The following is a 21,568-nucleotide window of genomic DNA, read 5'->3' as shown; positions in this document are numbered from 1 at the left end:
CCGCGATCGGACGATCTTTTGATCTTGCCTCTATAAAACAAGATCAAAAGATCGCAGCCTGCGGCAGCTCCTACAGGGCTCGCATTACTCGCTGACTAACTCATCTTCCTGAAACTGGTCTTTGACGTACTTGATTTCAGTGCGCCCGTGCGGTGCCGGCAAGCCGTCTTCACCGAGGTTCACAAAAACCATCTTCTCAACGGTGAGAATGCTCTTGCGGGTGATCTTGTTGCGCACTTCGCACGTCAGGGTGATCGAGGTGCGGCCGAATTCGGTGGCGGTAATGCCCAGTTCGATGATGTCGCCCTGGCGCGAGGCGCTGACGAAGTTGATCTCGGAAATGTACTTGGTCACCACGCGCTGATTGCCCAACTGCACGATCGCGTAAATCGCCGCTTCCTCGTCGATCCAGCGCAGCAGGCTGCCGCCGAACAGGGTGCCGTTGGGGTTGAGGTCTTCGGGTTTTACCCATTTGCGGGTGTGGAAATTCATCTTCACTCCTGAGTGTCTTGCCGAACGATGGACGGTATCTTGGCAGACTGAGCGGTCAGGCTCCATGCGGCTTCGACTATGGTCGTCATTAACGATCTTCATCTGGCCGACAGAAACCCTTTGGAAGATCAGTCTAGACGGCTATAATCGCCCCCGTTTCAAAACGGTAACGTTCACTTGCTACCGTTTTCCCGCCACCTGTCCGAGGGGCGCTGCAGCAGGTTCAACCTGTCAGGCTCGGATGGGGCGTTGACCGGCCTTAGGCTGGACACTAAACGCACAACGGCGCCCATTCGCATACATTACGAATGGAGGCTCTTCATGAGCGCTGTTATCACGCCTGCAGATTTTAACGATTACAAAGTTGCCGACATGTCCCTGGCTGCCTGGGGCCGTCGCGAAACCATCATCGCCGAATCGGAAATGCCGGCTCTGATGGGTCTGCGTCGCAAGTATTCCGGCGAACAGCCGTTGAAAGGCGCCAAGATCCTCGGCTGCATCCACATGACCATTCAGACTGCCGTGCTGATCGAAACCCTGGTTGCCCTGGGTGCCGAAGTACGTTGGTCGTCGTGCAACATTTTCTCGACTCAGGATCAGGCTGCTGCCGCTATCGCTGCTGCCGGTATCCCGGTTTTCGCCTGGAAAGGCGAAACTGAAGAAGAGTACGAGTGGTGCCTGGAGCAGACCATCCTGAAGGATGGCCAGCCATGGGACGCCAACATGATCCTCGACGACGGCGGCGACCTGACTCAGTTGCTGCACGACAAGTACCCACAAGTACTGGATCGCGTTCACGGCGTGACCGAAGAAACCACCACCGGCGTACACCGTCTGCTGGACATGCTGGCCAAGGGCGAGCTGAAAATCCCGGCCATCAACGTCAACGACTCGGTGACCAAGTCCAAGAACGACAACAAGTACGGCTGCCGTCACAGCCTGAACGACGCGATCAAGCGCGGTACTGACCACCTGCTGTCCGGCAAGCAAGCGCTGGTCATCGGTTACGGTGACGTGGGCAAGGGCTCCGCTCAGTCCCTGCGTCAGGAAGGCATGATCGTTAAAGTCTCCGAAGTTGACCCGATCTGCGCCATGCAAGCGTGCATGGACGGTTTCGAACTGGTTTCGCCGTTCATCGACGGTATCAACAACGGCACCGAAGCAAGCATCGACAAAGCGCTGCTGGGCAAGATCGACCTGATCGTGACTACCACCGGTAACGTCAACGTTTGCGACGCGAACATGCTCAAAGCTCTGAAGAAGCGCGCCGTGGTCTGCAACATCGGTCACTTCGACAACGAGATCGACACCGCTTTCATGCGCAAGAACTGGGCATGGGAAGAAGTGAAGCCACAGGTGCACAAGATTCACCGTACCGGCCCGGGCGCTTTCGACGCACAGAACGACGACTACCTGATCCTGCTGGCCGAAGGCCGTCTGGTAAACCTGGGCAACGCCACGGGTCACCCAAGCCGCATCATGGACGGTTCGTTCGCCAACCAGGTTCTGGCACAGATCTTCCTGTTCGGCCAGAAGTACGCCGACCTGTCGCCAGCCCAGAAAGCCGAGCGTCTGACCGTTGAAGTACTGCCGAAGAAACTCGACGAAGAAGTGGCCCTGGAAATGGTTCGCGGCTTCGGTGGCGTGGTCACTCAACTGACCAAGCAACAGGCTGACTACATCGGCGTGACCGTCGAAGGCCCGTTCAAGCCACACGCTTACCGCTACTGATTGGCTGAGCGTCGACGCGGTGTGCCTGGCGCACCGCGTTGCCTGACTGGCGCTGCTGACCGCTCTGTGTAGGAGCTGCCGCAGGCTGCGATCTGTTGATCTGCAAAGATCGCAGCCTGCGGCAGCTCCTACAGGGTGCAGCGTCCGGCTTACGTGTTTCCAAGGGTATGACCATGTCCCAAGACCGTCGCTACAGCTTCGAGTTCTTCCCGACCAAGACCGATGCTGGGCATGAAAAACTGCTCGCCACTGCCCGTCAGCTGGCCACATACAATCCTGACTTCTTTTCCTGCACCTATGGCGCTGGTGGTTCGACCCGTGATCGCACCCTCAACACCGTTCTGCAACTGGAAAGCGAAGTCAAAATCCCGGCCGCACCGCACCTGTCGTGCGTCGGCGACAGCAAGGACGATCTGCGCGGCCTGCTGAACGAGTACAAGGCTGCCGGCATCAAGCGCATCGTCGCCCTGCGTGGTGACCTGCCGTCCGGCATGGGCATGACCAGCGGCGAGCTGCGTCACGCCAATGAACTGGTTGAATTCATTCGTGAAGAAACCGGTGATCATTTCCACATCGAAGTCGCTGCGTACCCGGAGATGCATCCGCAAGCACGCAACTACGAAGACGATCTCGCCAACTTCGTGCGCAAGGCTCGCGCCGGTGCCGACAGCGCAATCACCCAGTACTTCTTCAACGCCGACAGCTACTTCTACTTCGTCGACCGTTTGCAGGCGCAGGGTGTCGATCTGCCGATCGTCCCGGGGATCATGCCGATCACCAACTACAGCAAACTCGCGCGCTTCTCCGATGCCTGCGGTGCGGAAATTCCGCGCTGGGTCCGCAAGCAACTGGAAGCCTACGGCGATGACACACAAAGCATTCAGCGCTTTGGTGAGCAAGTCGTCAGCGAGATGTGCGAACGCCTGTTGCAGGGCGGCGCGCCGGGGCTGCATTTTTATTCCATGAACCAGGCCGAGCCGAGTCTGGCGATCTGGAATAACCTGAAGTTGCCGCGTTGAAACAGCGGCAAGCTTCAAGCTGAAAGCAACAAGCAAGATCAAAAGATCGCAGCCTTCGGCAGCTCCTACACAGGATTTAATTACACCTGTAGGAGCTGCCGAAGGCTGCGATCTTTTGCTTTTAAATCCCCGAATTAGAGCTTGTGCAGGCACTTTCTGGCTCTTTCGCGTTTCTCGTCGTAATCTCAAGCCATGCCTTTGATCACGCAGTTATTCGCCGTGCTGGTTTTTGCTTGCCTGAGCTTCGCCGCTCGAGGCGAGAAGTTGCGTATTGTCACCGAGCCGTGGGCGCCTTACGTCTATGAAGAGAACGGTAAGAACCTCGGACTGGATTACGAAACCACGGCCATCGTCTTCAAACGGCTGGGCATAGAAGTCGAATGGCAATTCCTGCCGTGGAAGCGTTGCCTGTCGATGCTTGAAACCGGCCTTGCCGATGGCGCGCTGGATATCTTCCATAGCGATGAGCGCGACGCCACCCTGCTCTACCCGAGCGAGCCGCTGTCGGACGTCGAATTCGTGATGTTTTACGCCAACGACCGGCCGCACCCGTTCAGCAAACTCGAAGAACTCAAAGGCCTGACCATCGGCACCTCGCCGGGTTATCTCTATAGCCCAGACTTCAGCGAATCAACATTGTTTACCCGTGAACCGGCCCCGACCCACGAAGCCAACTTCGGCAAACTGGTGCGCGGTCGCATTGACTTGCTGATCACTGACCGTCGCGTCGGTCAGCATTTGCTCGATGAGCTGAATATTCGCGATCAAATCACCGAAAACCCGACGGTTATTAGCCGTCAGAGCCAGTTTCTCGCGGTTCGACGCAATGCCGGCATGGATTTGCTGGTGCAGCGGTTTGGCGCCGAGCTCAAGCGATTCAAGCGCGAACCGGCCTACGCCGAGCTGAGCGCTCGTTATGGCGCGGCGCCCGCGATTGCCGCGCCGCTGGGCAATGCTACGGCCAGCGGCAAAACCGTTGAGCAGCAGGAAAGCAGCGCGCAGTGATTGCTCTGTTATACTCCGGCGTTCCCGCCAGGCTCACGCCCGGACGCCCGGAACCGTAACAGGCCTCTCGACCCGCTACAGCGCAGCTTTGCAGCCCGCGCGAGCGCTCCAGACGTGCCTTCGGAACCGCAGCAGGACCGGACGGGATTGCGTCCTCTTAAACGTGATTCGCGCCAGGCAAGACTCCCATTGGGCCAAGCCCTAACTAAAACAGGATTACTCATGTCCTTTGCTTCCCTCGGTCTCTCCGAGGCTTTAGTCCGCGCCATCGAAGATGCGGGCTATACCGAGCCTACTCCGGTGCAACAGCGGGCCATTCCCGCCGTGTTGCAAGGTCGCGACCTGATGGTTGCGGCACAGACAGGTACCGGTAAAACCGGCGGTTTCGCCCTTCCGATCCTGGAGCGGTTGTTCCCCAATGGTCACCCGGACAAATCCCAGCGTCATGGCCCGCGCCAACCGCGCGTACTGGTCCTGACCCCGACCCGCGAACTCGCGGCCCAGGTTCACGAGAGCTTCAAGATCTACGCCCGTGACCTGAAATTCGTCAGCGCCTGCATCTTCGGCGGCGTTGGCATGAACCCACAGGTTCAGGCCATGTCCCGTGGTGTTGACGTGCTCGTTGCGTGCCCGGGTCGTTTGCTCGATCTCTGCGGCCAGGGCAGCGTTGACCTGTCCCACGTGGAAATCCTCGTCCTCGACGAAGCCGACCGCATGCTCGACATGGGTTTCGTGCACGACGTGAAAAAAGTTCTCGCGCGTCTGCCGTCCAAGCGTCAGAACCTGCTGTTCTCGGCGACGTTCTCCAAGGACATCACCGACCTCGCCGGCAAGCTGCTGCACAACCCGGAACGCATCGAAGTGACGCCGCCGAACACCACGGTCGAGCGCATCGAACAACGCGTATTCCGTCTGCCGGCCAGCCACAAACGTGCGCTGCTGGCGCACCTGATCACCGCCGGCGCGTGGGAACAGGTGCTGGTGTTCACCCGCACCAAGCACGGCGCCAACCGTCTGGCCGAGTACCTGGACAAGCACGGCCTGCCGGCTGTGGCGATCCACGGTAACAAGAGCCAGAACGCACGGACCAAAGCGCTGGCCGACTTCAAGGCCAACCAGGTGCGTATCCTGGTGGCTACCGACATCGCCGCGCGCGGTCTGGACATCGATCAGTTGCCACACGTGGTCAACTTCGAACTGCCGAACGTCGATGAAGATTACGTTCACCGTATCGGCCGTACGGGCCGTGCCGGTCGTTCGGGCGAGGCGATTTCGCTGGTCGCGCCGGACGAAGAAAAACTGCTGAAAAGCATCGAACGCATGACCAAACAGAAAATCGCCGACGGCGACCTGATGGGCTTCGATTCGAGCACCATTGAAGCCGAGAAGCCGGAAGTGCGTGAACGTCCGGACGTGCGTAACCCGCGCAATCCACGTGGCCCACGCGGCGACGGGCCGAATGGCGGCGGCGGTGGTGGCGGTCGTAAGGACAAAGGCAAAGACAAGGGCAAGGAAAAACCGGCCGGTGAACGTGGCGAGCGCCCTGCCCGTCAGCAGAAACCGCGCGAAGGTACTCCGAGCCGCGAACAGCGTCCGAGCCAACCGCCACGTGCGGCAGCTGATCGCGCACCGGACGAATTCCTCGACGACGATATCGATAACTTCGGTAACCGCGTTGACTACGTGCCGAAACCGGCTCCTGCTGGCGGCCGTGGTCGTCGTCCAGGCGCACCGGCTCAAGGTGCTGGCGCAGGTTCGGGCGCACCTCGCGGCGGTCAGTCGCAGGGTCGCCAGAACGGCCCGCGCAACAGCAACGGTTCGAGCACCGGCACCCCACCGGCCAAACGCAGCGGCCCGCGCAATGGTGCACCGCGTGACGGTCAGTCGGGTCGTCGCGACGATTCCGCTTCGTCCTCGCGCAACCGCCGTCCAGCCCGTGACGATCAGCCGCGCAGCGAGCCAGCCGTGCAGAACCCGCGCAGCACCGGCCCGAAGATCATGCACAAGGAATCGAAAGCCGATCGCTTCCCGACGCCTGAGCAGCTTGATCAACTGCCAAGCCGCCCGCGTGGCGAAAAACCAGCCTTGCTGACCCGCAATCGCTGATTTGACGCTGCAATGAAAATTGCCCCGCCTCGAAAGAGCCGGGGCATTTTTTATGGACGACCCAAACCCGCTTTCTGTAGGAGCAGCCTTCGGCAGCTCCTACAGGGGATCAGGGTTGTGGCAGGCAATAAAAAACGCCCCCGGCCTTTCAACCGGGGGCGTTTTTATGTGGCGAGGAGAAAGTTACTTAACTTTCACGCCTTCCAGCGAGATGTCCAGATCCGCAGTTTGCGAGGTAGGACCTGGGCCCTTGATCCCGAAATCGTTCAGGTTGAGGGTGGTCTTGGCGTTGAAACCAGCACGCTCGCCGCCCCATGGATCCTTGCCTTCGCCGTTGAACGTGGCCTTGAAGGTCACAGGCTTGGTCACGCCGTGCAGGGTCAGGTCGCCGGTCACGTCAGCAGTCTTTTCACCGGTCGATTTAACGGCGGTGGAGACGAACTTGGCATCAGCAAACTTGCCCACGTCGAGGAAGTCTTTGCTGGCGATGTGCTTGTCACGTTCAGCGTGGTTCGACCACAGGCTGGCGGTTTTCACATCGACGGAGATTTTGCTGGCTTCAGGCTTGGCCGAATCCCACGAGAACGTACCGTCGAAATCTTTGAAAGTACCGTGGATGAAGCTGTAACCCAGGTGGCTGATTTTCCAGTCAACGAAGGCGTGCTGACCTTCCTTGTCGATTTTGTAGTCCGCTGCCATGGCCTGGGCCGAGAGCAGTGCAGAACCGATTGCCAGAGCGGCCAGAGTCTTTTTCAACATGCTTTCTTTTCCTTTGAGTCGAGGTTGAATTTCAGGCTTTGCGACCGAGCATTCGCGTCAGGGTCGCATCACGATCGATAAAGTGGTGCTTCAATGCTGCCAACGCATGGAGACCGGAAAAAATTACCAGTGCCCACGCCAGCCAGAGATGAATCACCCCAGCGGTATCTGCCTGATCCGGTAGCCCGGAAACCAGTGCAGGAACTTCAAACAGGCCAAACACCGGGATCCCGACACCGTCTGCGGTGGAAATCAGGTAACCGGCAAGCATCACAGCGAACAGCGCCAGATACAGAAACCCGTGGCCGAACTTGGCGCCGATCCGGGTCATGCGGCTGTAGCTCTGCAGCGTCGGCGGCGGTGGGCTGATAAAACGCCACAGCACCCGCAACACCATCACGGCCAGCAACACCAGGCCGATACTCTTGTGCAGATCCGGCGCCTCTTTGCGCCAGTTGCTGTAGTAATCCAGCCCGACCATCCACAGGCCCAGCGCAAACAGCCCGAAGACCACCAGCGCCACGCCCCAGTGCATGAAGATGCTGACCCAACCATAGCGCGAAGAAGAGTTACGTAGCTGCATTGCCCAAATCCTGTGAGAACTGCGAACCAAGACTAGCGAGTTATCTATCGAATTAAAGCGGAAAATTTCGCTTTGAAATATCGAGAAATACGATCAAGAGTCTGGAAGTGGCTTGTTAAGGAAAGATTAACGGGGAAAGTGTGGCGGGATGTTAGGTGGCAGATCCTGATGATGCGCTGTCTGGACAGGCTTCATCGCGGGCAAGCCCGCTCCCACAGTGGTCGGTGGCGTTCACAAATTCTGCGTTCACCTCAGAAACCTGTGGGAGCTGGCTTGCCAGCGATGGGGCCCTCACAGGCAAAAAAAAGCGCGGCATAAACGCCGCGCTTTTCATTCACCGCAAGGCTTACTGCGCCTTGGTCTCGGTCGTTGCCGCAGGCTTGGCCGCTGGCTTCTTCGCCGGTTCAGCCTTCTTCGCCGCCGGTTTCGCCGCAGGCTTTTTCGCTTCGGTTTTAGCCGCCGGCTTCTTCGCCGCAGGCTTGGCTGCCGCTTTCTTCGCAGGCTCAGCCTTTACAGGAGCTGCAGGCTTCGGCGCTTCCACCGGAGCTGGCGCAGGTGCCGGGGTCGGCGCAGGTGCTGGAGCGACCGGAGCAGGTGCCGGCTCTGGCGCCTTCACTGGCTCAGGCTTCTTCTCGTCATCCGAACCGCCGAACAGATTAGTGAAGAAGTTACCCTTCTTCGCCGCCACGGCACCCGCCGCGCCTGCCGCTGCTGCGGCCGGGACCACTTTGGCTGGCTCGAACGATTTGCCCGCCGCCAGATCTTCAACCTGACTGGCCGCACGCTGACCGGTGCGCAGTGCGCCTTCCAGCGTGCCCGGGTACAAGGTGTCGGTGTGTTCGCCGGCAAACGTCACGCGTTGCAACGGACGCTCCCACAGGCGCCAGAACTTGCTGATCTGCCCCGGGCCGTAAGCCAGGTACGCACCGCCCATCGACGGGTCGGTGCTGTAGCGACGGATTTCATAACCGGTGAACGAGCCACGGGCCTGTGGATAAAACGCGTGCAGACGGATCAGCACCTGATCGACCATCTGCTTGTCGCCGAACGCCTGCATCACGCGGGCATTGTCGCCGGACAGGTTGATCACCACGTTGGCGCCGCCCTTCAGGGCAGGTTCGATCCAGAGCATGCCGAGACCGGTGTTGCTGTAGATCTCGCCGGACATGCGCGCCTTGCTTTCCCACACCGGCGTCTTGAACTTCAGCATGATCTGGTCGCGCCAGCCGTAGTTGGTGCCCTTGATCGCGGCCATGTGCTGGGCATCCAGCGCCGGCGTCAAAGCAATCTTGTTCAGCGCACGCAATGGTACGGCCAGTACAACGTAATCAGCCTGATAACCAACACTGCCGACCTTGACGGTCACGCCATCCTTGTCCTGATTGATCGCCGACACCGGCGAGTTGGTCTTGATGGTTTTGATCTGTTTGACGAACGCCTGTGCCAGCACCTGGCTGCCGCCGACCAGACGCGAAGCGCGCAGGTCACGGTCGGAGATGCCGCGATACACGCGGTTCTGCTGCGCGAAGTACAGCAGCGACAGACGCGAAGGTTCGTCGTAGTGGGTGCGGATGTCCTGGTTGATCAGCTGACGCGCAGTGGCCGGCAGGTTCTGCTTGTCGAGCCAGCTCGATACGGTGATCTGGTCCAGTGCGTGCAACGTACTGGTCGCCGCCGGGTTCTGCGGATCGTCGATCGAACGTGCCAGATCGTCGAGGGTTTTCTGATAGCGCTTCAAGGCATCGGCGGTGGCCGGTTGCTTGGTCGCCAGATCGGCGGCAGAGAAATACTCGCCGTCGATCAGGTAGCCCGGGGTCCGCACGAACTCAGGTGCCGGCGTGGTGCCCAGCTTGAACGTCGACACGTACTTGTTCAGCACCGGCTGGGTCTTGTCGTTGCCGATCCACTCGCTGGTGGCCATGCCCGAGCGTCCGCCCAAGCTCGGCTTGGCTTCCAGCAGGGTGACCTGCCAGCCTTTGTTTTGCAGTTCGTAAGCGGCAGTCAGACCCGAGAGGCCGCCGCCGATCACGATTGCAGTTTTATCCTTGGCCAGCGCTGTAACGCTGAACAGCCCCAACATCACCAGCGCACAGGCGCGCAGCCAACCGACAGACATTCAGCGAACTCCGGAAATACACGTAGGAAAAAGCAGTTTTGCGGGTCAGACGACCCAAAGAACCGCGAAGAATACGTTAGCCATCAAAACGCCGCCAGCGACGTCTATCGGCTCATACAAAGTAGCTCAATCGACACAATGGGTTGTCCCCGCGCGATGCATTGCATAGGCTTGCGCGATTGTTTGCCCGCGCCTGACGCGAGCCGCCTCGAGGAGACTGTACATGGGCCTGAATAACCAGTGGATGCAACGCGACCTCGCGGTGTTGTGGCATCCCTGCACCCAGATGAAAGACCACGAACAGCTGCCGCTGATCCCGATCAAGCGCGGCGAAGGCGTCTGGCTCGAAGACTTCGAAGGCAAGCGCTACCTCGACGCCGTCAGCTCGTGGTGGGTCAACGTGTTCGGCCACGCCAACCCGCGGATCAATCAGCGCATCAAGGATCAGGTCGATCAGCTGGAGCACGTGATTCTGGCCGGCTTCAGCCATCAACCGGTGATCGAGCTGTCCGAGCGACTGGTGAAGATGACGCCGGAAGGGCTGAACCGGGTGTTCTACGCCGATAACGGTTCGTCCTGCATCGAAGTCGCGCTGAAAATGAGCTTTCACTACTGGCTCAATCGCGGTCAACCGAACAAGAAGCGCTTCGTCACCCTGACCAACAGCTACCACGGCGAAACCATGGCGGCGATGGCGGTCGGTGACGTGCCGCTGTTCACCGAGACCTACAAAGCGCTGCTGATGGACACCATCAAGGTGCCGAGCCCGGATTGCTACGGGCGCCCCGAGGGGATGAGTTGGGAAGAACATTCGCGCAACATGTTCGCGGCCATGGAACAGACCTTGGCCGAGAACCATGACAGCGTCGCGGCAGTGATCGTCGAGCCGCTGATTCAGGGCGCTGGCGGCATGCGCATGTATCACCCGGTGTACCTCAAGCTGCTGCGCGAATCCTGCGATCGCTACGGCGTGCATTTGATCCTCGACGAAATCGCCGTTGGTTTCGGTCGCACCGGGACGATGTTTGCCTGTGAACAGGCCGGCATTCGCCCGGACTTCCTCTGCCTGTCGAAAGCGCTGACCGGCGGCTATTTGCCGCTGGCCGCGTGCCTGACCACCGACGAGGTCTACAGCGCGTTCTACGATGACTATCCAACCTTGCGCGCGTTCCTGCATTCGCACAGCTACACCGGCAACCCGCTGGCATGCGCGGCGGCACTGGCAACGCTGGATATCTTCGAGCAGGACAACGTCATCGAGAACAACAAGGCGCTGGCCCAGCGCATGGCCTCGGCGACGGCGCATCTGGTCGATCACCCGAACGTCTCCGAAGTGCGCCAGACCGGCATGGTCCTGGCCATCGAGATGGTCAAGGATAAAGCCACCAAAGAGGCCTACCCTTGGCAGGAGCGTCGCGGTCTGAAAGTGTTCCAGCATGCGCTGGAGCGGGGCGCGTTGCTGCGTCCGCTGGGTAGCGTGGTGTATTTCCTGCCGCCGTACGTGATCACCCCGGAGCAGATCGACTTCCTCGCCGAAGTCGCCAGCGAAGGCATCGACATTGCCACGCGTGACAGCGTCAGCGTGGCCGTGCCGAAAGACTTCCACCCCGGCTTCCGCGATCCGGGTTGATCCGGTTTACTCGCTCGTTCCCACGCTCCGCGTGGGAATGCAGCCCGGGACGCTCCGCGTCCCAAAGCGGACGCAGAGCGTCCATTGAGGCATTCCCACGCAGAGCGTGGGAACGATCTAATCTGAGAGACCCGAAATGAGACTGTCCCGCTTCTTTATCGACGCCCCCCTGAGCACCGGCGAACACGAATTGCCGGAGGCCCAGGCGCACTACATCAGCCGCGTGCTGCGCATGGCCGAGGGCGATGCGGTGCAGCTGTTCGACGGTTCCGGCCATGAATTTCGCGGCGCCCTGCTGGAAGTCGGCAAGAAACGTGTAACCGTGCAGATCGACGAACAATTCGCCGGCCAGGTTGAATCGCCGCTGCACATCCACCTCGGCCAGGGACTGTCCCGTGGCGAGCGCATGGATTGGGCAATTCAGAAAGCCACCGAACTGGGCGTGAATGAAATTACGCCGATCTTCAGTGATCGCTGTGAAGTCCGCCTCAAGGACGAACGCGCCGACAAACGCCTGCTGCACTGGCGTCAGGTGGCGATCAGCGCCTGTGAACAATGTGGGCGCTCGCGGGTGCCGGTGATTCATCCGCCGGTGTTGTTGGCAGACTGGATCAAGCAGACTGAAGCCGAGTTGAAGCTGGTGTTGCACCCGGTGGCTGAGCCGTTGGTGAGTCATGCCAAACCGGCGACTTTGGCCTTCCTGATCGGGCCTGAAGGTGGCCTGACTGACGCCGAAGTCGAGCAAGCCAAAGGCAACGGCTTCCACGCCGCCCGCCTCGGCCCGCGGGTGTTGCGCACAGAGACGGCGCCAGTGGTTGCGCTGGCGGTGGCCCAACAGCTTTGGGGTGATTTCTAAGGCCCCATCGCTGGCAAGCCAGCTCCCACAGGATCTTTGTTAGCCACAACATCCGTGAACAACGCTAAACCCTGTGGGAGCTGGCTTGCCAGCGATTAGCCGCGCCTCGGTCTATAGGACGTAAAACAAGATCGCCACAAAGTGCAGCAAGCTCCCCGCGATCACAAACAAATGCCAGATCCCATGCGCATGCCGCAGCCGGTGATCCAGGGCAAAAAAGATAATCCCCACCGTGTACAAAACCCCACCCGACGCCAGCCAGGCAAAACCTGTCGTACCCAGCGCCGCAATCAGCGGCTTGACCGCCACCAACACAATCCAGCCCATCACCGCGTAAATCACGATCGATAGAATCCGCGCCTCCGAACGCGGTTTGATCTCTTGCAGAATGCCGATCAGCGCCAGCCCCCAGACAATCCCGAACAGCGTCCAGCCCCACGGCCCGCGCAGGGTCACCAGGCAGAAAGGCGTGTAGCTACCGGCAATCAACAGATAGATCGAAAAGTGATCGACCTTCTTCATGATCGCTTTCTTGCGCCCGCGCACGCTGTGGTACACGGTCGAGGCGCTGTAGAGCACCAGCAAGGTGAACGCGTAAATCGCCACACTGACAATCTTCCACGGGCTGCCGTCGAGGCAGGCGATCACCAACATCCACACGCCACCCACAAATGCCGCCACTGCCCCGACCAGATGGGTCCAGGCGTTCAATCGTTCTCCGTGATACATGTATTGCTCACCTCACATTCGTTACCGCAGCGCGCAAGGCTCGGGCCTTGAGCGTAAAAGCGCAATCAAAAGATCGCAGCCTTCGGCAGCTCCTACCTTCGAACGCATTCCAATGCAGGAGCTGCCGAAGGCTGCGATCTTTTGATCTTCAAGGCACAATCGACGCATTCCAAAAAGAGTCCGCGCCATGCTGATCGACGAAGAATTGACCCTGAAAAAACTCGAGGTGTTCCTCGCTTTCATGCGCACCGGCAACCTCGCCCGCGCCGCTGCCGAGTTGCAGACCAGCAACGTCAGCGTGCACCGCGCTATTCATTCGCTGGAAAGCGCCCTGCGCTGTCCGCTGTTCAAACACGAAGGTCGCAACCTGACACCGCTGGAAAGTGCTTACGTCCTCGAAGAACGCGCACAGAAGCTGATCAACGACGTCGTCGAAAGCGTGCGCCTGACCCGCGAAGCGGCCGGGTTCTCCGCCGAACGCTTCAAACTCGGTTCGCTGTATTCGCTGACGGTGAAGACTGTGCCGCAACTGATCATGGGCCTGAAGATCCGCCGCAGCGAACTCAACATCGACCTGATCCTCGGCTCGAATATCGACCTGCTCTACAAGCTGAAAAACATGGAAGTTGACGCGATTCTGGTGTCGCTGGACGACAGCATCAACGACCCGGATTGCGAGCAGATTGCGTTGTTCTCCGATGATATTTTTCTCGCCACGCCGGCAGATTCAAAGTTCGCCCAGCGCAGTGAAGTGGATCTGGCTGAAGTGCGCGATGAAACCTTCATCACCCTGACTCAGGGTTTTGCGACCCATCAGGATGGTGTGCGGGTGTTCAAGCAGGCGGGGTTCGAACCGAAGGTGGCGATGCAGGTGAATGACATTTTCACGCTGTTGAGCATGGTCAGCTCGGGGGTGGGTTATGCGTTGCTGCCGGGGCGGATTGCAGCAGTGTATGAGAACCGGGTGAAGCTGATTCCGTTGCAGGCGAAGTATCGGTTGCAGCAGCACATTGGCGTGGTGTTTTTGAAGGCCAAGGAGCGCGATCCGAATTTGCTGGCGTTGTTGGCGGAGTGTCGGATGTATGCGAATCGGCAGTTGGCGGATTAACAGCAGATCAAGAGCTTACCCCCTCACCCCAGCCCTCTCCCCCAAGGGGCGAGGGGGAAAGGGAGCAGATCGGGGGCTTTTCAGAACCTGAGTTCCACTCAGAAATTTCAGGTCGATGTATAACGCCAAAACAACGCGGTCAGTCCCCTCTCCCTCCGGGAGAGGGCTAGGGTGAGGGGCTTTTGATCTTCAGCCCACAATCCCGCGAACAATGAAGAACAACAGCGACGGCCCGAGCAAGCAGCCAAGCCCGGTGTGGAACGTCGCCGTCAACGCCCCATAAGGCACCAACCGCCGATCCGTCGCCGCCAACCCAGCTGTAACGCCGCTGACAGTCCCGGCCAACCCACCAAACACCATCGCCGAACGCGGGTTATCCAGGCCCATCCAGCGCGCCGCGACCGGCGTGCCGACCATCACCAGAATCGCCTTGATCAACCCGGTGGCAATCGACAGCGCCATCACATCCGAGGTCGCGCCAATCGCCGCGCCAGTCACCGGCCCGACGATGTAAGTCACCGCCCCGGCGCCGATGGTGGTCATGCTCACAGCATCGCGATAACCGAACGCCCAGGCCATGCACGCGCCGACAATGAACGGCAAAATCGTGCCCAGCAGCAGCGCAATCACACCAATCAACCCAGCTTTTTTCGCCTCAGTCGCCTGCACTTCAAACGCCGTGGCCACAATCGCAAAGTCACGCAGCATCGCCCCGCCCATCAGGCCTATACCAGAGAACAACGTCAGATCCGCCAGCCCCTTCTGCCCGCCGGTCATGGTGCCGCCGACCCACGCCAATACCAGACCGATGACGATGGCAATCGCCGAGCCGTGAATGCGTCCGAACGTCAGGCGTTTGGACAGAACCACCGACACCCACATGATCACGCCGACAAAAGCGAATGCAGTGACCAGCCCATTGTGTTCCAGACCTTTCTCGATGAGATCCCACATATCAGCGGCCTCCTACTGGCGTGCCGACCGGGGAGATTTCCGCCGGCTCGTCAGGCAATGGCTCGCCCTTATGGGTGCGGCTGATCAAGGCAATCGTGCAACCACAGACCACCACCGAGCCGATCGCCGCCAGCACCGCCACCGGGCCACCGTGCAGCGCGGTGACGACGTTCTGTTGCGCCGCCATCGCGACCACCACCGGAATGTACATCGCACCCCAGAAGCCGACGCCCATCTCGCATTCCTTGGTCATGCCGCCGCGCTTCTGCATCCACAACCGCGCGCAAATCAACAGGATCATGGCGATGCCGACCCCGCCAACATTGGACTTGACGCCCAACAACACGCCGAGCATGTCACCCATGATCACCCCTGCCAGCGTACAGATCGCGAGCAGCGCCACACCGTAAATAATCATTGTTGTAGTCCTCAAAGTGCATCGTCGAATGTTGTTTTTGTTGTTCGAAGCTTGAGTCGGCGGTTTTAGAGTTGGCGGCCACCCTCCTCACGCAACAGCGCCTGCAAGGTGTCGAGACGCGCACTGTCGAAGGCAGTGACCGTGCCTTGCTCGAACACCCGGCGCGCCAGCCCGGTCAGCACCGCACCGGGCGGCAGTTCGATCTGTAAACGCACGCCACGCTCGTAAGCGCTTTGCACGGTGCCGCGCCAATCCACCACGCGGCACATGTTGAAGGCGAGGTCGTCGCGCAGCGCTTCTACTTTGGTCACAGGGCGCGCGCGACTGCCGCTCAGATAAGCGATTTTCGGCGTTTTCAGTTCAACCTTGGCGAAAGCTTCGGCGAGGGTTTGCGCCGGTTTTTCCAGCAGCGGGCAGTGCGACGGCACGCTTACCGCCAGACGTTTCGCCAGGCCGGCGCCACGACTGCGCGCCAGTTCGGCCACCGCTTGCATGGCCTTGTCACTGCCGGCAATCACCACCTGATTGTCGGCGTTGATGTTGGCCAGATACACCGGCGAATCTTCGCTATGCACCTGCGCCAGCAGCGTTTCGACTGTGGATAATTGCAGGCCGATGATCGCGGTCATGCCGTAGCCCTGTGGATAAGCCTGTTGCATCAGTTCGCCGCGCAGGCTGACCAGATGCAACGCATCGCTGAAGCTCAACGCCCCCGCAACCACTGCTGCCGGGTAAGCGCCGATGGACAGGCCGGCGACGTAGTCCGCTTTGAGTCCGTCCTGCAACAACTGCCGCGAAGCAGCGACGCCGGCGATCAGCAGGCACAGCTGAACCGCCCTTGTCGTGCGCAACGCATCGCTGGAATCCAGCAACAAAACATCTTCACCAAGCACATCACTGGCCTCGACCAACGATTCCCGAGGCAAACGCTGAAGCATGCCCGCTTGCTGCGCACCTTGGCCGGGGAACACCAGCAGACTGCTCACGCTGCCTGCTCCTGCGGGTTCCATGGATCGATCACCAGGCAAGCCTGATGGGCATTTTTCAGCAGCACGCGCGCAGATCCGCTGGCCCATTCACGCAATGCCACAGCACCGAACGGCGTCTGCAACTGCATGTCGATCCGGCACTTGGCTTGATCGAAAATCTCTACGAATTTACGAGCCTGATTACGCGTGATCAGCTGCGGTGTACGCAGAATCAGATCGAGATCACTGGCCGCGTGCATCGCGGTAAAACCACTGGCCAATTCAAACCCGACACTGCCGCTGACACCCCAGATCCAACCGCAATCGTCGAGCATTGGCCGCAGTTGTTTGAGTGCCTGCATGACCGGCAGATCTCGCTCGCAGTCGACGTGACACAGCGCTTCGGGGCTGACCCGACAGGCAATCGAATCAACCGCCATAAACGCCGCCAACCGCTGCTCGCGCAATACACCGCGCACGCCGACCGCGATAAAACCTTCTTCGCTCAACGCCCGACGCACCACCACCGGTTGCCCGGCAGCCAGCGACTCGACTGCCCACAACGGCGCATCCGCCGGCAACTGCGCCGGGGTCATGCCCCAGAGCAGATCGTGGGCCAGAGGCGTGCTCACCACTGCGCCCTCAACAGTTCGCGCACTTTGCTGGAAGCCGCACGATTTTTCGCGCCGAGACGATTGCTCAGATCAGTGCTGGAGATATCGCTGATGGCTTGCTTCAGGCACTCGTTCACCCGCGCCAGATCCTCTGCGGTTGGCTGCTCAATCTGCTGCACCGACAGGGTTTCCCAGAGCAATCCGAGGCTCGCATAACTGTCGATGTCATAAGCCATCGGCGGCACACTGGCGGCCAGCGCTTCCAGCTCTTCAACACTGCGCAACGTCACTCGCGCCGCCGAAGCCTTGCCCATCGCATGCACCATCACGCCCGGATCACGCAGCGCGATCAAACGATTGGCCTGATAACCATGCGCGAGAAACGCCCCGGACATCGCTTTACCGACCAACAACGCAATCACCGGATGCCCAGCCAGACGCGCACGGGCATAACTGTCCGCCGCACCCGCCAGTGCCTGATGAATGCCGAGCGCTTCTTCGCGCCGACCATAAGCCTGGCTCGGCACATCGACGATGGCGATGATCGGGCGCTTCTGGGATTTATCACGATCAGCAGTGATCGCATCATCCACAGCCTTGGCCAGACCCCAGCCTTCAAGCAAGCCAACTTCGCCATTGCGAGCACGCGGGAAACGATTGTCCGGATCAGCGACCACAGCGATAAAACGCCCCAGCTCAGCGTCGGCAACCTTCAACGATGGCGGCAGCCCTTCGACACTTTTAGCGCCCGCGCTCAAGGCGTCGAACCAGTGCAAACCGCGCAGCGAATAACCGCTCATGAGCGCTCTCCTTGATACAGATCGCGAACCACCGACGGTTCGATTTGCGGGTCAGTATTCAGACTGCTCAGGCGTTGCAGAAACCATTCGGCACGTTGGCTGCGCGGTTGCTTCGGCAAACCTTGCTGGAGCAATTCACCAACCTGCTGACGAATCTTCGCCACGTCATCGGCGACATACCGATCGACAAGACCACTGGCGAAACGCTGCTCGCCGCCGGTCAGGCTCCAAATGAAAGGCCGGTCGCGGGAGTCGTATTCCTCGATCCCGGCTTCCTGCTCGATCACCTGCGGGCCATTCAAGCCGAGGCGTGCTTCCTGAGTCACCAGCAAATAACTGCACAACGCCGCCGCAATCGACATACCACCGAAGCAACCGACACTGCCCGCAACCACACCGACCACCGGTTGGTATTGCTGCAAATCGACAATCGCCGCATGAATATCAGCAATCGCCGCCAGCCCGAGGTTGGCTTCCTGCAAGCGCACGCCACCGGTTTCCAGCAGCAACACCGCGCGCGTCGGAATGCCTTTGCGGTTGTCTTCCGCCGCCAGTTCCAGCGCGCCGGCAATCTTCGCCCCGCCGACTTCGCCGAGGCTGCCGCCCTGAAACGCGCCTTCAATCGCGGCGATCACCACCGGCAAACCGTCGAGGCTACCCTTGGCAATCACCACACCGTCATCGGCCTGCGGCACCACGCCCTGAAGTTCGAGCCACGGCGACATGACGCGTTGAAACGGGTCGAGCAGTTCGCGAAAACTGCCGGCATCAAGCAAGGCTTTCGCCCGTTGCCGCGCGCCGAGTTCGACGAAGCTGTGTTTGTTGAGCAACGCGGCGCTGTCAGTCATGGCCGATCTCCTCGAAACCTTGTTCCAGTCGCAAGCGCACCACCCCCGGCGTCGCGCCGAAATCGTGGATATCGATGGCCATCGCCGGCGGCGTGGTGCCGTCGAACATCCGCGCAAACAGGTGCTGCCAGCGCAGCTGCGCACCGTTGACCGAGGTTTGCACATTGATGGTCAGCTTGCCGGCCAGGCCCGGTTCGATCAGCACTTCCAGATCACCCGAACCGACACAACCGACCAGCGCACGACCGCGTGGCGGCTGCCCGGCGGGGAATTCAAACGATAGGGTTTCCATCAAAACGCTCCCTGAAGGATGCCGTCGCGCTCGATACGGTCGAGCAGCAGCGTGGCGGCGAGCAAGTCGGCGGCGCCACCGGGCGAGGCATTCAATGCGATGAGTTGTTGATCCAGTTCGTGCAGGCGGCGGCGACCGCTGAGGCTTGCGCTGCCACCGGCGTCGAGCACCGCTTGCGCGCCGTTTTGCATGGTTTGCAGACCCTCTTCGCCAGCGCGGTAGAGCACGCAGGTGTCGGCCAGATTCGTCATGATCGCGAGCAAGGCGTCGATCCGGGCGTTCTGTTCGCCGTGGCCGTTGGCGCGGCTGCGTTTGAGTTGTGGCAGACCGCGTTGCAGCACCGAAGGGAAGCCGAGTTGCGCTTCTTCACGAGCGCCACGGGCGCCGTAACGCAGGGCGACTTGGGCGCCGTGGCTCAACGGTTTTGGTGCGTAGCGGTCATCCAGCAAGGCCAGACGTGCGGCACGCAGGGATACCGCATTGGCGCTGGAAGATTGCGGTTCCAGTGCTGCGGCAGTCACCAGCAATCCCAGCGCCCAAATGGCACCGCGATGAGTGTTCACGCCGTTGGTGGTCGTGAGCATGGCTTGCTCGCCTTCACGACCGATGCGGCCAATCGCTTCGCGCAAGGAATCGACTTCACCGATTTCAACCGCTGCTTCAGCCATCTCTTTGAAAGCCGGCCACAACGACAATGCCGACGCGTGCATCAGACCCAAGTGCAGATCGGTGTGCGCGCCATTGCCGCGACGGTCGACCAGCGCCGGTTTCGGCGACAGATCGGCTTCGTCGATCAGCGCGTCCACCGCCAGATCGGCCAATCGGTCCGCCAGAGAAAGCGGTTTCGCTTGCAGATTAAATGCGTGCATTACCAGCTCCTGAATTTCGCGGGCGGGTTGTACAAACCGCCGGACCACTCGACCAGATCGGCCACGCTCTTCGCCGCGAGCAATTCGCGAGTGGCGTCGGTGCGGCGGATACCGAGGTCTTCGGGCAAGGCGATCAGGCCTTCGCGGCGCATGCGTTCGGTGTCTTTCGGGTTGTGGCGCAGGCCGATGGCGGTGACACCGGCGACCGCAGCGATCATCGCCTGGCGCTCTTCCAACGAACGCGCCTTGTACAGGTAGGCGATGCCCTCTTCGGTGAGCAGGTGAGTGACGTCGTCGCCGTAAATCATGATCGGCGCCAGCGGCATGCCGCTTTTCTTTGCCACTTCCACCGCGTCGAGGGTTTCGACGAAGGTCGGTTTGCCGCCCTCCTGGAACGTCTCAACCATCTGCACCACGAGTTTTTTGCCGCGTTCGAGCATCGGCTGCTGCGAGTCGTCGTGGCGCATGTCCAGCCATGCAGGGGTGCCGTGACGGCGACCGCGCGGGTCGTGGCCCATGTTCGGCGCGCCACCGAAACCAGCGAGGCGGCCACGGGTGACGGTTGAGGAATGGCCATCGCCATCGACCTGCAACGTCGCGCCGATAAACAGATCCACCGCGTATTGCCCGGCGAGTTGGCAGAACATTCGGTTGGAACGCAGCGAGCCGTCGCGACCGGTGAAGAACACGTCGGGCCGCGCGGCGATGTAGTTTTCCATGCCCAGTTCGGTGCCGAAGCAATGCACGCTTTCGACCCAACCGCTTTCAATCGCCGGGATCAGCGTCGGATGCGGGTTGAGCGTCCAGTTGCGGCAGATTTTGCCTTTGAGGCCGAGGGATTCGCCGTAGGTCGGCAGGATCAATTCGATGGCGGCGGTGTTGAAACCGATGCCGTGGTTGAGCGACTGCACGTTGTGTTTTTCGTAGATGCCGCGAATCGCCATCATCGCCATCAACACGTGCACAGGCTTGATGTGCCGTGGGTCGCGGGTGAACAGCGGTTCGATGTAGAACGGCTTGTCGGCGACCACGACGAAATCGACCCACGACGCCGGGATGTCCACGCGGGGCAGCTCGCTGACGTCGTCGACCAACTGGTTGACCTGGACGATGACAATGCCGTCGCTGAACGCGGCCGGTTCGATCAGTGCCGGGGTGTCTTCGGTGCTCGGGCCGGTGTAGATGTTGCCGGCGCGGTCGGCCATGAACCCGGCGGAGAGCACGACGTTGGGGATCAGGTCCACCACCAGTCGGGCGTAGAGTTCGATGTAGGTGTGGATCGCGCCGATTTCCAGCAGGCCGTCTTCGAGCAACTGGCTGATGCGCAGGCTCTGGGTGCCGGCGAAGGAGAAATCGAGCTTGCGGGCGATGCCGCGCTCGAACAGATCGAGGTGCTCGGAGCGGCCGACGCTGGGCATGATCATGTGCAGGTCGTGGAGCTTTTCCGGGTCGGCGTTGGCCAGCGAGCGCGAGAGGAAATCCGCCTGCTTCTGGTTGTTACCCTCCAGCACTACACGGTCGCCGGGATGGATCAGCGCTTCAAGCGCGGCGACGATCTTGTCGGTGGGCAACACCACACCGTCGGCCAGCCCGCGCACCTTATCGAGCCGGCGCTGCTTCTCATCGCGCCGCCGCGTCCAGCGCGAGTCGGGGGAAATTGTTGTTGTCATG

General features: G+C 60.5%; 21 protein-coding genes and 1 riboswitch. Of the genes, 7 read left to right on the top strand and 14 right to left on the bottom strand.

The window, feature by feature from the left end; translation table 11 throughout:
- Nucleotides 1-84: 84 nt before the first annotated feature.
- Nucleotides 85-492 carry an acyl-CoA thioesterase gene (locus ACM6IN_RS18265; RefSeq protein ID WP_007913723.1) on the bottom strand — a complete coding sequence of 136 codons (408 nt, stop codon included), beginning with the start codon at nt 490-492 and terminating at the stop codon, nt 85-87.
- A 198-nt stretch (nt 493-690) separates the two neighbouring features.
- Nucleotides 691-790, top strand: a riboswitch (S-adenosyl-L-homocysteine riboswitch).
- Between the two features lie 23 nt (nt 791-813).
- Here ACM6IN_RS18265 and ahcY point away from each other — a divergent pair.
- The 4 genes from ahcY to ACM6IN_RS18245 all read left to right on the top strand — a co-directional run bounded on the left by ahcY (nt 814) and on the right by ACM6IN_RS18245 (nt 6,353).
- Nucleotides 814-2,223 carry an adenosylhomocysteinase gene (gene ahcY, locus ACM6IN_RS18260; protein WP_007913721.1) on the top strand — a complete coding sequence of 470 codons (1,410 nt, stop codon included), beginning with the start codon at nt 814-816 and terminating at the stop codon, nt 2,221-2,223.
- Between the two features lie 173 nt (nt 2,224-2,396).
- The gene (gene metF, locus ACM6IN_RS18255) at nt 2,397-3,242 is read left to right on the top strand and encodes a methylenetetrahydrofolate reductase [NAD(P)H] (protein ID WP_414916476.1); all 846 of its coding nucleotides are present in this window, start codon (nt 2,397-2,399) and stop codon (nt 3,240-3,242) included.
- Between the two features lie 192 nt (nt 3,243-3,434).
- Nucleotides 3,435-4,247, top strand: coding sequence for a substrate-binding periplasmic protein (locus ACM6IN_RS18250; RefSeq protein ID WP_123376187.1), 813 nt, complete (start codon nt 3,435-3,437; stop codon nt 4,245-4,247).
- A gap of 222 nt (nt 4,248-4,469) precedes the next feature.
- Nucleotides 4,470-6,353: a DEAD/DEAH box helicase gene (locus ACM6IN_RS18245; RefSeq protein WP_007913716.1), complete on the top strand. Its 1,884-nt coding sequence runs from the start codon at nt 4,470-4,472 to the stop codon at nt 6,351-6,353.
- A 183-nt stretch (nt 6,354-6,536) separates the two neighbouring features.
- On the opposite strand, the gene ACM6IN_RS18240 is transcribed toward ACM6IN_RS18245, so the two are convergent.
- The 3 genes from ACM6IN_RS18240 to ACM6IN_RS18230 all read right to left on the bottom strand — a co-directional run bounded on the left by ACM6IN_RS18240 (nt 6,537) and on the right by ACM6IN_RS18230 (nt 9,811).
- A complete protein-coding gene (locus ACM6IN_RS18240; RefSeq protein ID WP_007913714.1) occupies nt 6,537-7,112 on the bottom strand; it encodes a YceI family protein in 576 nt (191 codons plus the stop codon).
- 31 nt (nt 7,113-7,143) lie between these two features.
- On the bottom strand, nt 7,144-7,695 hold the full coding sequence (locus ACM6IN_RS18235) for a cytochrome b (RefSeq protein ID WP_414916475.1): 552 nt from the start codon (nt 7,693-7,695) through the stop codon (nt 7,144-7,146).
- Nucleotides 7,696-8,041: 346 nt separating this feature from the next.
- Complete coding sequence (locus ACM6IN_RS18230; protein WP_123376184.1) at nt 8,042-9,811, bottom strand: flavin monoamine oxidase family protein; 1,770 nt, start codon at nt 9,809-9,811, stop codon at nt 8,042-8,044.
- A 223-nt stretch (nt 9,812-10,034) separates the two neighbouring features.
- Here ACM6IN_RS18230 and ACM6IN_RS18225 point away from each other — a divergent pair, with 223 nt between their 5' ends.
- A complete protein-coding gene (locus ACM6IN_RS18225) occupies nt 10,035-11,441 on the top strand; it encodes an adenosylmethionine--8-amino-7-oxononanoate transaminase (RefSeq protein ID WP_095112782.1) in 1,407 nt (468 codons plus the stop codon).
- Between the two features lie 136 nt (nt 11,442-11,577).
- Nucleotides 11,578-12,297: a 16S rRNA (uracil(1498)-N(3))-methyltransferase gene (locus tag ACM6IN_RS18220; protein ID WP_007913710.1), complete on the top strand. Its 720-nt coding sequence runs from the start codon at nt 11,578-11,580 to the stop codon at nt 12,295-12,297.
- A gap of 111 nt (nt 12,298-12,408) precedes the next feature.
- Here the strand turns inward: ACM6IN_RS18220 and trhA are convergent, their stop codons facing one another.
- Entirely contained in the window at nt 12,409-13,026 is a 618-nt protein-coding gene (gene trhA, locus ACM6IN_RS18215; RefSeq protein WP_007913708.1) for a PAQR family membrane homeostasis protein TrhA, read from the bottom strand.
- A gap of 187 nt (nt 13,027-13,213) precedes the next feature.
- On the opposite strand from trhA, the gene ACM6IN_RS18210 reads away from it, so the two are divergent.
- Complete coding sequence (locus tag ACM6IN_RS18210; RefSeq protein WP_414916474.1) at nt 13,214-14,134, top strand: LysR substrate-binding domain-containing protein; 921 nt, start codon at nt 13,214-13,216, stop codon at nt 14,132-14,134.
- A 189-nt stretch (nt 14,135-14,323) separates the two neighbouring features.
- On the opposite strand, the gene madM is transcribed toward ACM6IN_RS18210, so the two are convergent.
- From madM to mdcA, 9 genes are all read right to left on the bottom strand, one after another.
- Nucleotides 14,324-15,088 carry a malonate transporter subunit MadM gene (madM, locus tag ACM6IN_RS18205; RefSeq protein WP_007913704.1) on the bottom strand — a complete coding sequence of 255 codons (765 nt, stop codon included), beginning with the start codon at nt 15,086-15,088 and terminating at the stop codon, nt 14,324-14,326.
- A 1-nt stretch (nt 15,089) separates the two neighbouring features.
- A complete protein-coding gene (madL, locus tag ACM6IN_RS18200) occupies nt 15,090-15,506 on the bottom strand; it encodes a malonate transporter subunit MadL (protein ID WP_038358777.1) in 417 nt (138 codons plus the stop codon).
- Nucleotides 15,507-15,571: 65 nt separating this feature from the next.
- Nucleotides 15,572-16,492, bottom strand: coding sequence for a malonate decarboxylase subunit epsilon (mdcH, locus tag ACM6IN_RS18195; protein ID WP_414916473.1), 921 nt, complete (start codon nt 16,490-16,492; stop codon nt 15,572-15,574).
- Nucleotides 16,489-17,109, bottom strand: a complete 621-nt coding sequence (locus tag ACM6IN_RS18190; protein ID WP_414916472.1) for a malonate decarboxylase holo-ACP synthase — start codon at nt 17,107-17,109, stop codon at nt 16,489-16,491. The genes mdcH and ACM6IN_RS18190 overlap by 4 nt, the downstream gene beginning before the upstream one ends.
- On the bottom strand, nt 17,103-17,888 hold the full coding sequence (gene mdcE, locus ACM6IN_RS18185; protein ID WP_414916471.1) for a biotin-independent malonate decarboxylase subunit gamma: 786 nt from the start codon (nt 17,886-17,888) through the stop codon (nt 17,103-17,105). Before mdcE ends, ACM6IN_RS18190 begins: the two co-directional genes overlap by 7 nt.
- Nucleotides 17,885-18,736, bottom strand: coding sequence for a biotin-independent malonate decarboxylase subunit beta (locus tag ACM6IN_RS18180; RefSeq protein WP_414916470.1), 852 nt, complete (start codon nt 18,734-18,736; stop codon nt 17,885-17,887). The genes mdcE and ACM6IN_RS18180 overlap by 4 nt, the downstream gene beginning before the upstream one ends.
- On the bottom strand, nt 18,729-19,028 hold the full coding sequence (locus ACM6IN_RS18175; protein ID WP_007913697.1) for a malonate decarboxylase subunit delta: 300 nt from the start codon (nt 19,026-19,028) through the stop codon (nt 18,729-18,731). The genes ACM6IN_RS18180 and ACM6IN_RS18175 overlap by 8 nt, the downstream gene beginning before the upstream one ends.
- Nucleotides 19,028-19,897 (bottom strand): triphosphoribosyl-dephospho-CoA synthase, encoded by an 870-nt coding sequence (locus ACM6IN_RS18170; protein WP_414916469.1) that lies wholly within the window; start codon nt 19,895-19,897, stop codon nt 19,028-19,030. Before ACM6IN_RS18170 ends, ACM6IN_RS18175 begins: the two co-directional genes overlap by 1 nt.
- Nucleotides 19,897-21,567, bottom strand: a complete 1,671-nt coding sequence (mdcA, locus tag ACM6IN_RS18165; RefSeq protein WP_414916468.1) for a malonate decarboxylase subunit alpha — start codon at nt 21,565-21,567, stop codon at nt 19,897-19,899. Before mdcA ends, ACM6IN_RS18170 begins: the two co-directional genes overlap by 1 nt.
- Nucleotide 21,568: the final 1 nt, after the last annotated feature.

It is taken from the genome of Pseudomonas sp. IT-P395, from assembly GCF_949767675.1.
Classification (GTDB): Bacteria; Pseudomonadota; Gammaproteobacteria; order Pseudomonadales; family Pseudomonadaceae; genus Aquipseudomonas.
The sequence above is the reverse complement of the archived record's forward strand: the minus strand, read 5'-3'. Positions and strand labels throughout refer to the sequence as shown.